Genomic DNA, 12,474 nt, shown 5'->3' with positions numbered 1-12,474 from the left:
CCGAAGGTACAGCTTGGGGGTATTTCTTATTGGTCGTAGCACAAAGCAGGCAGGTAACGTCAGTCACCCTGCGCCTGGGGATTTGCCTGATAGCGCACCCAACCGGCAATCACACTGCCACCACCTGGACGATCCTTGGGATGACTGCGGCCTTCACTGACTGGCACCTCTTCAAAATCAAAGGGGCTCATGCCTTCAATACAGGCCACATTCACACCATACTGCTCCGGGTTGGAGCGGCGCTGATGGAAGGTATAAATCCCGCAATGCGAACAGAAATAATGCCGGGCCTGCCCGGTGTTGAACTGATAAAGGGTCAGAGCATCCTGCCCTTGCTCTACCTGAATATCTGCCAGGTTGGCCGACACCGCCACCGCCCCGCGCATGCGGCAATACGAGCAATTGCAACGGCGCGCCGAACGCAGGCCGTCTGTCAGCTTCACATTGAAACGAACGGCTCCGCAATGGCAGGCCGCTTTATGCACAGGGCGAGTATCAGGGGTGTTTTCAGTCATGAATGGCTTTGAATCACAATAAGTCCAGGGCGGGAAATGTCATGCTAAATCATGATCCGCCAGAAGCCTACAAAGGCTGCACCGCAAGACGCAGGCCCATTGCCTTCAAAATGGCCGTCAGGCTGCTCAAGGCCGGATTCCCCTTGGGTGACAAGGTCCTGTAAAGCTGCGTCGGATTTAACTGCGCCTGCTCGGCAACTGCCTGCACACCACCAAAAGCCTGTGCCAATTGACGCAACACGATCAGGAGTTCGGCCTGATCCCCGTCCTCCAAAATCTGATTGATAGTCTCTAATGCCAAGGCCGGATCACTGCGATACAGATCGGCCATAGCCTCATCATGTGATCTGCTTCTCATGGTCTTTTCTCTCCTGCCAGTCCTGCCAATAAATAAGCGCCCGATCAATATCCGCCTGCTGCGTTCGTTTGCTGCCACCACACAGCAACAGCACAATCCGCTGTCCGGCTTGAGCGTAATAGACACGCAGCCCTGGCCCTACATCCAGGCGAAGCTCCCAAACACCGTCCCGACAAAACCTGTGATCGCCAAAATTGCCATGTTCCATCCGGTTCACACGTCGGATCAAGGCCACCTGCGTTTTCCGATCACGTAAACGGCCAAGCCACTTCATGTACACATCTTCCTGCGTACCAGCCGTCAAGTAATGTTCAATACGATATTGAGTCATTTTCGTTTATAGACGAATACAAAGCAATAGTAGAAGAAGGCAAAAACTTGGGCACTTGTACAAAGACCATGATGCCTCTGCACACTCCCCATATCCGAAACATCAGTATCTTCGCCAAATACGTGGTGTGTCACGGCTCAGCGTGACATGAATGTCCCCCCTAAGCTGGAACACAGCACTGAACAACAAGGCTCAACTAAAGACTGTTAAGCAGGAGGCACAAAAAAACCGGGCCAAAGGCCCGGTAAAAGTGGTGTGTCTAATGAAAGACAGAGATAACTCAATTCCTTGCCAGCGCAACCAGACGCGCTGACAGTACGGATTCTTTATCGGCCAAGGCCGCGATCACGTTGTAGTGATTCGTTCCCGGCAAGCTGCGGTACACCGCATCCACTCCTTGCCTGGACCAGGCCTTGGCCAGTTCCTGGCTTTGACGATGAAACTCCGAGGTTTCATCCCCCCCTACCCAGGCCTCGAAAGGCTGGCCATGTGCAGGGGCAGGCCAAAACAAGGGGCTGGAGGCTCGGGCGGTTTCGGCATTGAGCTGCAAGGCATCATTAATGCCGATATGCGTCAGCGGTTCCAAGTCATACAGGCCGGACAAGCCCAGGCCCGCCTGCAACATATCGCCGGGCAGGTCCGGGGCAAAACCGGGCCAGTCGGTGGCTAGCAGGCAGGCTGCCAAATGCCCTCCTGCCGAGTGTCCTGCCACCACGATCGGGCGCTTGAAACGTCGCCAGACCGTCGCACAAGCCAGGCGCAGTTCATCAATGATCTGCGCCATGCTGGCCTGGGGACACAAGGTATAAGTGGGCAAGACCGTAATCAGGCCGTTATCCACGCTGCCTTGTGCCAGATGGCTGAAACGACGCTGGTCCATGGATTGCCAATAGCCACCATGAATAAACATCAGCACCGCCGCATCCGGACGCTCCACAGCCGGAAAGTGAATGTCCATGACATTACGCGTTTCCGGGCCATAGGGCTGATTGGCTTCATGGCGTGAACCAGCCCGAAACTGCTCGGCCAGCCCCGACCACGAGGCCACAATCTCCTTATGATCGGGCACATGCCAACTGGCGTTGTATTCACTTTCCAGATGCTGTGTCATGACGGGCTTAGTCCTTGGAAACGCCCAGTTCAGCAGCCACGCGATCCAGTTCGGCACGGTAGAAGTTCAGCGCTTCCTGAGCCTCCACACCCTTGGCTTCGCTCAACCATTGCTGCTCAATCACCGCCAGCTTGGTCTTCATGGCTTCCAGCTGCTCGCCTTCAATGCGATGCACCTTGATGCCTTCAGCGCTCAAGCGATCAAAAGCCGCCATATTGTTCTTTTGCCAGATACCCGAGAAACGCTTGACCAGTGCTTCACCCGACAAGGCATCAATCGCGGCACGGTCGGCCTCGCTGATACGCTGCCAGCTGCGCTCGTTAACCACCATGAACTGGCTGGAAGCGGAGAAACCACCGGGCAGGACAAACAGATTCGGCATGAAGCGCGCCAGATTGAAGTCGATCACCGTGGTGTAGTTCTGGAACATGCCATCAATAATGCCGCGCGAAATCTGGTCATAGGCTTCGGTCAGCGTCGAGGAAATCGACACCAGACCCAGCAGCTTGGCGATACGCTCCACCAGCACGCCGGGAATACGGATCTTGGTGCCATCCAGCTTGTCCAGGCTGTCCACCTTGGCAGCCGTCCACAACTGGTAAGAACCGGGAACCCACGCGCCCAGCAACTTGGTGCCAGCGTGCTCGTTCTTGCCCATGAAGTACTTCTGGTAGGTGCGCCAGTAGGCCAGCGAATTCACCTGAGCGTTCTCGGCCGTCATGGGCAGTTCAACCATTTCCGTCAGCTTGAAACGCTCCGGGGTATAGGAGTGCACGCCAATCGTCATGTCCGCCACGCCATTGCGCACCAGATCGTAGTGCGAAGCAGGGGTGCCCAGGGGTGGCAGAACCTGAATCTTCACCCGTCCTTCCGTGGCCTGTTCCACATCCTTGGCCCAGGGGTTCAACATCTCGGTCACCATGGGATGGGTAGGTGGCAACCAGTTGGAAAAACGCAGCGTGACGTTTTGTGCCTGCACGCTGGTGCTGGCTGCCAGGGCGACTGCAGCTACCCCCACCCATTTGCTAACTTGCTTAATCATGCTTATTCCTTCGAGAAAATCAGATTCAATAAAAATGGCTTACATCAATGAGGGCAGAAACAAAGCAATGCCAGGGATGCCAATCAAGAGCGCCAGGCGCAACAGATCAGCCAATACAAAATAGATAACGCCTCGGTAAATGGTGCCCAGCGACATGGACGGCACCACTGAATTGAGCACAAACACGTTCATCCCCAAGGGCGGTGTGATCAGGCCCACTTCGATCAAGGTCACCACCAGAATGCCGAACCAGATCGGGTCCAGACCCTGGTTGATGATCAGCGGGTAAACAATGGGCAGTGTCAGCAAGAGCATGGACATGCCTTCCAGCATGCAGCCCAGGACCAGGTACAGCACCACGATGCCCAGCAAAATCCCCCAACCCGGCAAGTCCCATTGCTGGACCGCGTCAGACAACATGGCGGTAAAGCCGGCCACGTTTACAAAGGTGGTGAAGATTTGTGCGCCCACCATAATCACGAAGATGGCGGCACTGGTCATGGCGGTTTCACGCAGGGCACCCATCAAGCTCTGCCAGGAGAACTTGCGGCGCGCGATCATGATGAGCAGGGCACCGACCGCACCGATACCAGCCGCTTCAGTTGGCGTGAACAAGTTGCCGTAAATCCCGCCGATGACCAGCAGGAACAGCAGCAAGACCGAGCCAACACTCTTCAAACCGCGGATTCGTTCCATCCAGGAGCTGCGCTCGCCCGCACCGGCCAAACCGGGTGTCATGCGAGTGGCCACCATGACCGCAGCTATGTACAGCACCATGCCCAGAATGCCGGGCAAGACGGCTGCAATGAACAGCTTGCCGATGTCATTGCTGGTCAGCACGCCATAGACAATCAGGGGCACGCTGGGCGGGATCATGGCACCCAGGGTGCCGGCCGATGCAATAGCTCCACCTGCCAGGGAATCGGCATAGCCATAGCGCTTCATGGAGGGGTAAGCGACCCGAGCCATGGTGGCCGTCGTCGCAAAGCTGGAGCCGCATACAGCCGAGAACATGCCGCCTGACAGCACCGTTGCAATGGCCAGACCGCCGCGACGATGACCGACAAAGCGATAGGCCAGATCGAACAGATCTTTAGAGACATCCGCCCGTGTCACCAGATTGCCCATCAGGATGAACAGCGGGATAACGGACAAGTTGTAGTTATGAACCAGGCGATACGAGGTTTCCGCAGCCATATAGGCGGCCGGGCCCCAATCGACCACATAGGCAAAGCCACCAATACCAACCAGAGCCATCGCCACAGCGATGGGTACTTCCAGAATCATGAGCACGATCAGGATGATCATGCCAGTGACAACGACAGTCATTATTTTTCCTCAGCGAGCTCGTCGCCGTCGGCACTGAACAGTGCGGCCAGCGTGGACAGGGCGCACATTGCCGCTGCAAAGTAGGCAAAAGGCGCCAGGGGCAGGTCCGCAAAAACAGCGCGGGAATTGGTCTGTGCAAACTGCACACCCAGGGCCCACAGGTGATAAGCCAGAAAGCCCATCAGCACGCCCGTCGCCACACGGCTGCACCAGCGCAACAAACCTTGCACCAGCACGTTCTTGCCCACCAGGGAGCGCAGCAAGGACACTTTGACGTGCTTGCCACTCAAGGTGACAAAGGGCAGGGCAGCAAACACCATCACCCCGACCAGCACCTCGGTTAATTCAAAAGCGCCAGACAGCGGCCGCACAAAACTGCGCATCATGACATCGGCAAAGGCCACCGCCATCAAGGCCAGAATGGCCAGTGCGGACAGCCCGAACATCCAACTACAAACATGACGCAAGAAACGGGTCTGCATCAATCTCCTCCCCTCTATAGGCATTGCGTGTAAATTTCAGCGCCTCGTGTAAATTTCGTGCATTAAATGTACACAAAATTTGCCCAAAAACAGTGTGATATTACTTTAAACCTCTATTTTTTTGAAAAAAATAAGCTTGGGGTTTTCCATTAAATATCCACAAAAAACCTGAAAACATAAGGGTTTCAGAGCCTCAAGACGAAACAGAGGGAAAGAGCTTGCAGGAAAAAGACGGTCGTAAAGTACGTGCACAAATACTTTACAAAAACAGGGATAAATGTACAGAAGCGGCTTTCAGGGGGAAAAGGTGTACAGAGAACGACGCCGGACCCAGGCTTCAGGCGTGCATGAAAGTGGATTACCCCTTGTTATTGAAGGAATATTCTGAACAGAAGATTTGCCTCCTCCCCGTGCCCGGCCTACCATCAAGACGCTTCTGTTTTCGCTTCCGCTTTATTACTGACCAAGAGCCCGAACCATGCCCACCCTACGTCCCGCCCAACTTGCTGACATTGGCACGATTGGAGATATGTACGCCGAGCTATTCGCCCACATGCATCATTTGCAGCCGCACTACTACCTGCAAGCACGGCAGGACGAAGGCTTTATTCAGTCCATGATCGAGTCGGATCAGGCAGCCTTGTTTGTGGCCGAGAAGAACGATCAGGCGCTGGGTTTCATTATTGTTCAGCAGCAAAAGACCCCGCCGTACAACTGCATCACGCCGCATGACTTTGCTTATGTGATTGACCTTGTCGTGACAGAATCGGCACGAGGCATGGGGCTGGGCAAACTGCTGATGCAGACCGCCCAGGAGTGGGCACAAGTGCGTGGACTGGACTACATCGAGCTGGGAGTCTTGAGCAATAATCTGGGCGCTATCGCTCTGTATGAGCAGCTGGGCTATGAACACAACACCAGCATCATGCGCAAGACGCTGACATAAGGCAGGACACCGCGCCACCAGCCCCTTTGACGATTGATGCAGGTACAAAAAAGCGCTCAAAAACATTCTGTTTGAGCGCTTTTTTTGGCTGGTTTCCAAAGTCAGGACCTCAAAGCCTTGGGTTTGATACACCTTTGACTTATCAAAGCCAGAACCAAGGGCCAGGAGTTTAGCCTTCTTCTACAAACTGCTGCACCTCGGCAGGAGTTAAGTAGCGCGACTCTCCCGGCTCCAGACTATCGTCCAGGGAAAGCGAGCCTATGCGCTCACGATGCAAGGTCTGAACCAGATTCCCCAAGGAGGCAAACATACGCTTCACCTGATGGTATTTCCCTTCCTGAATGGTCAGCCTTGCGGTGCGTTCATCAATGCGTTCCAGCACAGCTGGCAACGTTGGCTTGTCCTCGCCATTCAACAAGATACCGGCCTTGAACAGTTCTTCTGCATTGTCAGGCAAAGGCTCTGCCAGTGTGGCCACGTAGACCTTATCGCACTGATGGCGGGGCGAGATAATACGATGCGTCCACTGGCCATCATCTGTAATCAAAATCAGGCCGGTGGTATCCACGTCCAAGCGACCGACGGTGTGCAAACGCTCACGCTTGTCCACATCAATCAGCATCATCACGGACGGGTAGGCGCTATTTTTAAGGCTGCACTCGTAACCAGCAGGCTTATTGAGCATGATGTAACGCAGACCAACCAGGGCAAGCGGCTCGTCGTCCCAGCACACTACGTCGCCCTCTTGTATAACGTGGGTGCCCTTGGTCACCACCTCGCCGTTAACCGTGATTTCCCCGCTTTTAAGGACTTTACGTGCGTCTGAGCGACTCAGATCCGTACTCTCACCAAGAAACTTGTCCAGTCGCATTTCATTTCCAAACAAAGAGTTATTGAACAATTTACAGCGTCATTGCTATCGATCAAGGTGCCTTGCAAGACCAAGGCCTCGTTTCACCACCAGATCCCCACGCCCCTTCTTTTAGTTCATTCTGAAGCGGGGTGAATTACTGCAAGTAGACCACATCAGCTTGATTCCACGCCTTTCCATTCCTAGAGCGCGTGACTTCATAGCCACTAACCTACCTAGTAATTGATCAGCCAGTGTTTGCTGTCAAAGATTAATTGAGCCTGCCCGAAAACGCTGAATCTTTAGGGCTCAAAGCGCATCAGTCATCATCAAAAAAATGAGCCCCAGCAAGAACGCCGGAGCCCATTTTGTGTATCCACATCACTGCAAGGTCTTTCACGAATTCCTGAAATCGGTTTTCATCAGCCCGAAAAGCTTTCAGGAATTGTGAACACCGACAGCCTTAAATATCCAGGTTCCCCGCCTGCAAGGCATGGGATTCGATAAAGGCACGACGTGGCTCAACATGATCACCCATCAGCGTGGTGAAGATCTGATCCGCATCGATAGCATCAGCGATCTGCACACGCAGCAGGCGACGTACTGTGGGGTCCATGGTGGTTTCCCACAGCTGGCTGGGGTTCATCTCACCCAGACCTTTGTAGCGCTGCTTGCTAAGCCCGCGTTCGGCTTCAGTCAACAGCCATTGCATGACTTCACGGAAGTCATCCACGGCGGTTTCACGACGCTTCTCGCCTTCACCGCGGGCAATCATGGCACCATCACCGATCAAACCGGCAAAGGTCTCGCCAGCGCGGGCCAGGGTTTGGTGATCGCCGCCACGCATGAAGTTGCGGTCGAACACGGTTACGCGGATATTGCCGTGATGCAGACGCTGCACCACAACGCGCCAGGATTCGCTGGTTTCGTCGTAAGCCGCAAAGACCTTCACAGCATTGGGAGCTGCTTCGTCAAACAGCACGTCTTGCAGTTCTTGCGCGCTTTTCTCGGCTGCTTCCTGGGTGTCCAGGTTCAGCTTCACGCCTTCAGCCAACGCTGACAGGGCATCACCGTCCATATGACGCGACAGACGCTCGATCACGGCCTTGGCCTTCACGTAGCGATGGGCGTAGTCGGACAGGGCTTCGCCAGTGATAGGAGCACCGCCTTCAGAGGGTGTCAGCACTGCATCGCGCAATGCCAGCTTCAACATGAATTCCGCTTCCTCGGCCTCGTCCTTCAGGTACATCTCTTCACGCCCAACCTTAACCTTGAACAAAGGCGGCTGAGCAATGTAGACATAGCCACGCTCAATCAGCTCGGGCATCTGACGGTACAACAGCGTCAGCAGCAGGGTACGAATGTGAGCACCGTCCACGTCCGCGTCAGTCATGATGATGATGCGGTGGTAGCGCAGTTTGTCGATATCGAAATCCGGGCCGATGCTGGTACCCAGGGCGGTGATCAGGGTCGTGATCTGCTCGCTGGAAATCAGACGGTCGAAACGGGCTTTTTCTACGTTCAGCACCTTGCCGCGCAGCGGCAGGATGGCCTGGAACTTACGGTCTCGGCCTTGCTTGGCCGAGCCGCCTGCGGAGTCACCCTCCACAATGTACAGTTCGCACAGGGCGGGATCTTTTTCCTGGCAGTCGGCCAGCTTGCCGGGCAGGCCAGCGCCTTCCAGCACGCTCTTGCGACGTGTCATTTCGCGGGCTTTACGAGCCGCTTCACGGGCACGAGCTGCTTCCACGATCTTGCCGCACAGCGCTTTGGCGTCGTTCGGGTTCTCCAGCAACCAGGTTTCCAGCGTACGGGCGACGGCGTCTTCAACCGCAGGGCGAACTTCGCTGGAAACCAGCTTGTCTTTGGTCTGGCTGCTGAACTTGGGCTCAGGCACCTTGACCGACAAGACGCAGACCAGACCTTCGCGCATGTCATCACCGGACGTATCGACTTTGGCTTTTTTGGCCAGTTCGTTGTCGGCGATGTATTTGTTCAGCACGCGGGTCATGGCCGCACGCAGACCGGTCAGGTGGGAGCCACCGTCACGTTGGGGAATATTGTTGGTGAAACACAGCACGGTTTCGGCGTAGCTGTCGTTCCATTGCATGGCTACTTCAACCGACACGGGGGTGCCACCGGCACTGGACTCGGTCGCCACGCTAAACACGTTAGGGTGCAGCGGAGTCTTGTTGCGGTTAATGAAATCCACAAAGCCTTTGACGCCACCCAGGAAGGCAAAGTCTTCTTCCTTGCCCTGAATTTCGTCAACCAGACGGATCTTCACGCCATTGTTCAGGAAGGACAGCTCACGCAGGCGCTTGGCCAGGATCTCGTGGTGATATTCAATATTATTGAAAATCTCCAGGTCAGCCAGGTAACGCACGCAGGTGCCGGTGCGACCTTCTGCCTTGCCAGTCACGGCCAGGGGCGCAGTGCGCTCGCCACGGCGGAACTCGACCTGGTGTTCGTTGCCATTGCGCCAGATGGTCAGCAACAGCCATTCGGACAGGGCGTTCACACAAGACACACCCACACCGTGCAAACCGCCAGACACCTTGTAGGAGTTCTGGTCGAATTTACCGCCGGCGTGCAGTTCGGTCATGACGATTTCAGCGGCGCTGCGCTGGTGTTCGTCGTCCTTGTGGATATCGGTTGGAATACCGCGGCCGTTATCGCACACCGAAATGCTGTTGTCGGAGTGGATGGTGACGACGATATCGTCGCAATGACCGGCCAGCGCCTCATCAATCGCGTTATCCACCACCTCGAAAACCATGTGGTGCAGGCCGGTACCGTCGGAGGTATCCCCGATGTACATGCCTGGACGCTTGCGCACGGCCTCCAGGCCTTTGAGCATTTTGATGGAATCAGCGCCGTAATCGGCTGGCTGGGTGGTCGTGGTTTGATCGGTCATAGCATAAAACCTTGTAATAGCCTGTCTGCTTCAAGCGGGTATGGCCCGGCGGGCCATACCGGTCGAACATGCCGCATTAAATGCGCATCGGCATGACCACGTACTTGAAGTCTTCTTGCTCGGGCAGCGTCATCAACACAGAAGCGTTGGCATCGGGCTGCACAGACCAGCGGACAGTTTCGTCCTTGATGCTGGCCAACACATCGAGCAGGTAGCTGACGTTAAAGCCAACGTCCAGACTTTCGTGTTCATAATCAATATCCAGCTCTTCGACGGCTTCTTCCTGTTCAGCGTTGGAAGCAGAAATCTTCAGCTGGTTTTGCGACAGTTGCAGTCGCACGCCACGCAGTTTGTCGGTGGTCAGAATGGCAGCACGTTGCAGGCTGCCTTGCAGCACTTCACGGCTCACATCAAAGTGGCGGGTGTAGTTGGAAGGAATCACACGCGCAAAGTCGGGGAATTTGCCTTCAACCAGTTTGGAGACCAGCTCCACATCGCCAAAACGGAAACGGATCTGACGGCTGGACACGTCAATATTGACCAGATCGTCGGTATCACCCAGCAGGCGCTGCATTTCCAGCACGGTCTTGCGGGGCACGATGATGTCGTGACGTTCCTGCACACCTTCAATCGCGGTGGCATTATGGGCCAGACGGTGACCGTCCGTGGTAACCGTACGTACCAGACCGGGCTCAAACACCAGCAACATACCGTTCAGGTAGTAGCGGATGTCTTGCTGGGCCATGGCAAAATGCACCGTGTTGAACAGGTGCTTGAGCGTGCGCTGAGGCAGGCTCAGGGACACGTCCCATTGCTCGGGCAGGTTCAGCACTGGAAAATCAGCGGCTTCCAGAGTCTGCAACTGAAAGCGGCTCTTGCCGGACTGGATGGTCAGCTTGCCGCTATCCAGGCCCAGGCGCACATCGCCAAAGTCGGGCAGGGCTTTCAGAATGTCCAGCAGCTTGCGGGCCGCCACGGTGGTGGCTGCATTGTCCTCACCCACGCCAAAATCGGCATTGGTGGTGATCTGCACTTCCAGGTCAGTTGCCAGGAAAGAGACATCAGAGCCGTTTTTACGCAGCAGGATGTTGGCCAGAATCGGCAAAGTATGGCGGCGCTCCACAATGCCAACTACTGTGGATAAGGGCTTTAGCAATGCGTCGCGGGTAGCTTGAACGAGTTGCATGGTCATCCTTTGAGAGTTTGTTCCAGTACGTGTAATGCGTGATTCAGTTCGGCTTGCTTGGTGCGTGCATCCGAGATTTTGCGCACCGCGTGCAGCACCGTAGTGTGGTCCCTACCACCGAAAAGATCGCCAATTTCCGGCAAACTCTTTTGGGTCAGTTCCTTGGCCAGATACATGGCCACCTGGCGCGGCATGGCGATATTGGCGGGGCGGCGCTTGGAGTACATATCCGCGACCTTGATTTTATAAAAATCGGCCACGGTTTTCTGAATATTTTCCACTGTGATCTGCCCATTGGAGACCGACAGTAAATCCTTCAGTGCGTCCTTGCACACTTCCACCGTCAGGACGTCGCGGCCATGGAAACGCGCGTAGGCCGAAACCTTGCGCAGCGCCCCTTCCAGCTCGCGCACGTTGCTGCGCAGATGCTTGGCAATAAAGAAGGCCACTTCTTCGGGCATGGCAATGCCTTCAGCCTGGGCTTTGCGCAGCAAGATCGCCACGCGCATTTCCAGCTCGGGCGGCTCGATCGCCACAGTCAGGCCGGAGTCAAAGCGCGAGATCAGGCGGCTATCAATATTGGCCAGCTCTTTGGGATAGGTATCCGAGGTGATGATGATCTGCTTGCGCTGAGCCACCATCGCTTCAAAGGCGTAGAAAAACTCTTCCTGCGTACGGTTCTTGCCAGCGAAAAACTGAATATCGTCAATCAGCAGCAAGTCCAGCGAATGGTAGTAGCGCTTGAACTCGTCAAACGCCTTGCGCTGGTAAGCCTTGACCACGTCCGACACGTATTGGTCGGCATGGACATAGCGGACCCGCACACCATTGCCATTGGCGACCAGCGCATTGCCGATCGCATGAATCAGGTGGGTCTTGCCCAAACCCACGCCGCCATACAGAAAGAGTGGGTTATAGGAGACACCGGGGTTCTCGGCCACCTGCAAGGCCGCTGCGCGTGCCAGCTGGTTGGCTTTACCCGTCACGAAATTGTCGAAGGTCAGTTCGGCATTCAGGCGCGAACGATCCTGTACCGCATCCACCACCGCCGTCATGGCCGGGTTGGCAACGGGCGGGGCCAGGTTTTCACCGGCCGGGCTGCCTGCAGGCACAGGAGCGGCACGATCGGCCAGGGCGCGACGTGGCGCCGCGCTGGCCGAAGGCAGCTCGAACTGAACCGTAACGGGACATTCGTAGAAATCCGAAGCCAGTTCCTCGATACGAGTGGCGAAATTCTTGCGGACCCAATCCAGTTTGAAACGATTAGGAGCAGAAACGCGCAACACCCCGGCTTCACTGTCGAAGTCCAGGGGAACCAGTGGACGTATCCACGCACTTATTTGTTGGGGGGGAAGCTCCTGCTCCAATTTCTGAACGCAGGACTGCCAGAATTCATTCATCGGTCAT

Annotated in this window: 12 protein-coding genes; 1 reads left to right on the top strand and 11 read right to left on the bottom strand. The window is 55.6% G+C overall.

All coding sequences use genetic code 11. The features are described from left to right. Positions 1-59: 59 nt before the first annotated feature. The 7 genes from DUD43_RS00060 to DUD43_RS00030 all read right to left on the bottom strand — a co-directional run bounded on the left by DUD43_RS00060 (position 60) and on the right by DUD43_RS00030 (position 5,168). A complete protein-coding gene (locus DUD43_RS00060) occupies positions 60-515 on the bottom strand; it encodes a GFA family protein (RefSeq protein ID WP_153228635.1) in 456 nt (151 codons plus the stop codon). A gap of 67 nt (positions 516-582) precedes the next feature. Next, positions 583-873 carry a DNA-binding protein gene (locus DUD43_RS00055; RefSeq protein WP_042485083.1) on the bottom strand — a complete coding sequence of 97 codons (291 nt, stop codon included), beginning with the start codon at positions 871-873 and terminating at the stop codon, positions 583-585. Then, on the bottom strand, positions 854-1,204 hold the full coding sequence (locus DUD43_RS00050) for a type II toxin-antitoxin system RelE/ParE family toxin (RefSeq protein ID WP_153228634.1): 351 nt from the start codon (positions 1,202-1,204) through the stop codon (positions 854-856). The genes DUD43_RS00055 and DUD43_RS00050 overlap by 20 nt, the downstream gene beginning before the upstream one ends. 280 nt (positions 1,205-1,484) lie before the next feature. Beyond that, positions 1,485-2,315 (bottom strand): alpha/beta hydrolase, encoded by an 831-nt coding sequence (locus tag DUD43_RS00045; RefSeq protein ID WP_153228633.1) that lies wholly within the window; start codon positions 2,313-2,315, stop codon positions 1,485-1,487. Between the two features lie 7 nt (positions 2,316-2,322). Next, positions 2,323-3,357 carry a TRAP transporter substrate-binding protein gene (locus DUD43_RS00040; protein WP_153228632.1) on the bottom strand — a complete coding sequence of 345 codons (1,035 nt, stop codon included), beginning with the start codon at positions 3,355-3,357 and terminating at the stop codon, positions 2,323-2,325. Positions 3,358-3,396: 39 nt separating this feature from the next. Continuing rightward, complete coding sequence (locus tag DUD43_RS00035) at positions 3,397-4,686, bottom strand: TRAP transporter large permease (RefSeq protein ID WP_153228631.1); 1,290 nt, start codon at positions 4,684-4,686, stop codon at positions 3,397-3,399. Continuing rightward, positions 4,686-5,168, bottom strand: coding sequence for a TRAP transporter small permease (locus DUD43_RS00030; RefSeq protein ID WP_194273421.1), 483 nt, complete (start codon positions 5,166-5,168; stop codon positions 4,686-4,688). The genes DUD43_RS00035 and DUD43_RS00030 overlap by 1 nt, the downstream gene beginning before the upstream one ends. A 478-nt stretch (positions 5,169-5,646) precedes the next feature. On the opposite strand from DUD43_RS00030, the gene DUD43_RS00025 reads away from it, so the two are divergent. After that, a complete protein-coding gene (locus tag DUD43_RS00025) occupies positions 5,647-6,114 on the top strand; it encodes a GNAT family N-acetyltransferase (protein ID WP_153228629.1) in 468 nt (155 codons plus the stop codon). Positions 6,115-6,283: 169 nt separating this feature from the next. Here the strand turns inward: DUD43_RS00025 and DUD43_RS00020 are convergent, their stop codons facing one another. The 4 genes from DUD43_RS00020 to dnaA all read right to left on the bottom strand — a co-directional run bounded on the left by DUD43_RS00020 (position 6,284) and on the right by dnaA (position 12,467). Beyond that, on the bottom strand, positions 6,284-6,985 hold the full coding sequence (locus tag DUD43_RS00020) for a pseudouridine synthase (RefSeq protein WP_153228628.1): 702 nt from the start codon (positions 6,983-6,985) through the stop codon (positions 6,284-6,286). Between the two features lie 442 nt (positions 6,986-7,427). Then, positions 7,428-9,881, bottom strand: a complete 2,454-nt coding sequence (gene gyrB / locus DUD43_RS00015; RefSeq protein ID WP_153228627.1) for a DNA topoisomerase (ATP-hydrolyzing) subunit B — start codon at positions 9,879-9,881, stop codon at positions 7,428-7,430. 76 nt (positions 9,882-9,957) lie between these two features. Further along, positions 9,958-11,067, bottom strand: a complete 1,110-nt coding sequence (dnaN, locus tag DUD43_RS00010) for a DNA polymerase III subunit beta (RefSeq protein ID WP_194273420.1) — start codon at positions 11,065-11,067, stop codon at positions 9,958-9,960. Positions 11,068-11,069: 2 nt separating this feature from the next. Beyond that, positions 11,070-12,467 (bottom strand): chromosomal replication initiator protein DnaA, encoded by a 1,398-nt coding sequence (dnaA, locus tag DUD43_RS00005; protein ID WP_063690079.1) that lies wholly within the window; start codon positions 12,465-12,467, stop codon positions 11,070-11,072. Positions 12,468-12,474: the final 7 nt, after the last annotated feature.

It is taken from the genome of Alcaligenes faecalis, from assembly GCF_009497775.1.
Lineage (GTDB): Bacteria > Pseudomonadota > Gammaproteobacteria > Burkholderiales > Burkholderiaceae_B > Alcaligenes > Alcaligenes faecalis_D.
Note: the sequence above shows the minus strand (reverse complement) of the source record. Positions and strands in the feature narration are given on the sequence as shown.

What these genes read in the sequence shown, in the direction of transcription:
- DUD43_RS00060 (WP_153228635.1), bottom strand. Translation starts at nt 515, where the DNA reads ATGACTGAAAACACCCCTGATACTCGCCCTGTGCATAAAGCGGCCTGC.
- DUD43_RS00055 (WP_042485083.1), bottom strand. Translation starts at nt 873, where the DNA reads ATGAGAAGCAGATCACATGATGAGGCTATGGCCGATCTGTATCGCAGT.
- DUD43_RS00050 (WP_153228634.1), bottom strand. Translation starts at nt 1,204, where the DNA reads ATGACTCAATATCGTATTGAACATTACTTGACGGCTGGTACGCAGGAA.
- DUD43_RS00045 (WP_153228633.1), bottom strand. Translation starts at nt 2,315, where the DNA reads ATGACACAGCATCTGGAAAGTGAATACAACGCCAGTTGGCATGTGCCC.
- DUD43_RS00040 (WP_153228632.1), bottom strand. Translation starts at nt 3,357, where the DNA reads ATGATTAAGCAAGTTAGCAAATGGGTGGGGGTAGCTGCAGTCGCCCTG.
- DUD43_RS00035 (WP_153228631.1), bottom strand. Translation starts at nt 4,686, where the DNA reads ATGACTGTCGTTGTCACTGGCATGATCATCCTGATCGTGCTCATGATT.
- DUD43_RS00030 (WP_194273421.1), bottom strand. Translation starts at nt 5,168, where the DNA reads ATGCAGACCCGTTTCTTGCGTCATGTTTGTAGTTGGATGTTCGGGCTG.
- DUD43_RS00025 (WP_153228629.1), top strand. Translation starts at nt 5,647, where the DNA reads ATGCCCACCCTACGTCCCGCCCAACTTGCTGACATTGGCACGATTGGA.
- DUD43_RS00020 (WP_153228628.1), bottom strand. Translation starts at nt 6,985, where the DNA reads ATGCGACTGGACAAGTTTCTTGGTGAGAGTACGGATCTGAGTCGCTCA.
- gyrB (WP_153228627.1), bottom strand. Translation starts at nt 9,881, where the DNA reads ATGACCGATCAAACCACGACCACCCAGCCAGCCGATTACGGCGCTGAT.
- dnaN (WP_194273420.1), bottom strand. Translation starts at nt 11,067, where the DNA reads ATGCAACTCGTTCAAGCTACCCGCGACGCATTGCTAAAGCCCTTATCC.
- dnaA (WP_063690079.1), bottom strand. Translation starts at nt 12,467, where the DNA reads ATGAATGAATTCTGGCAGTCCTGCGTTCAGAAATTGGAGCAGGAGCTT.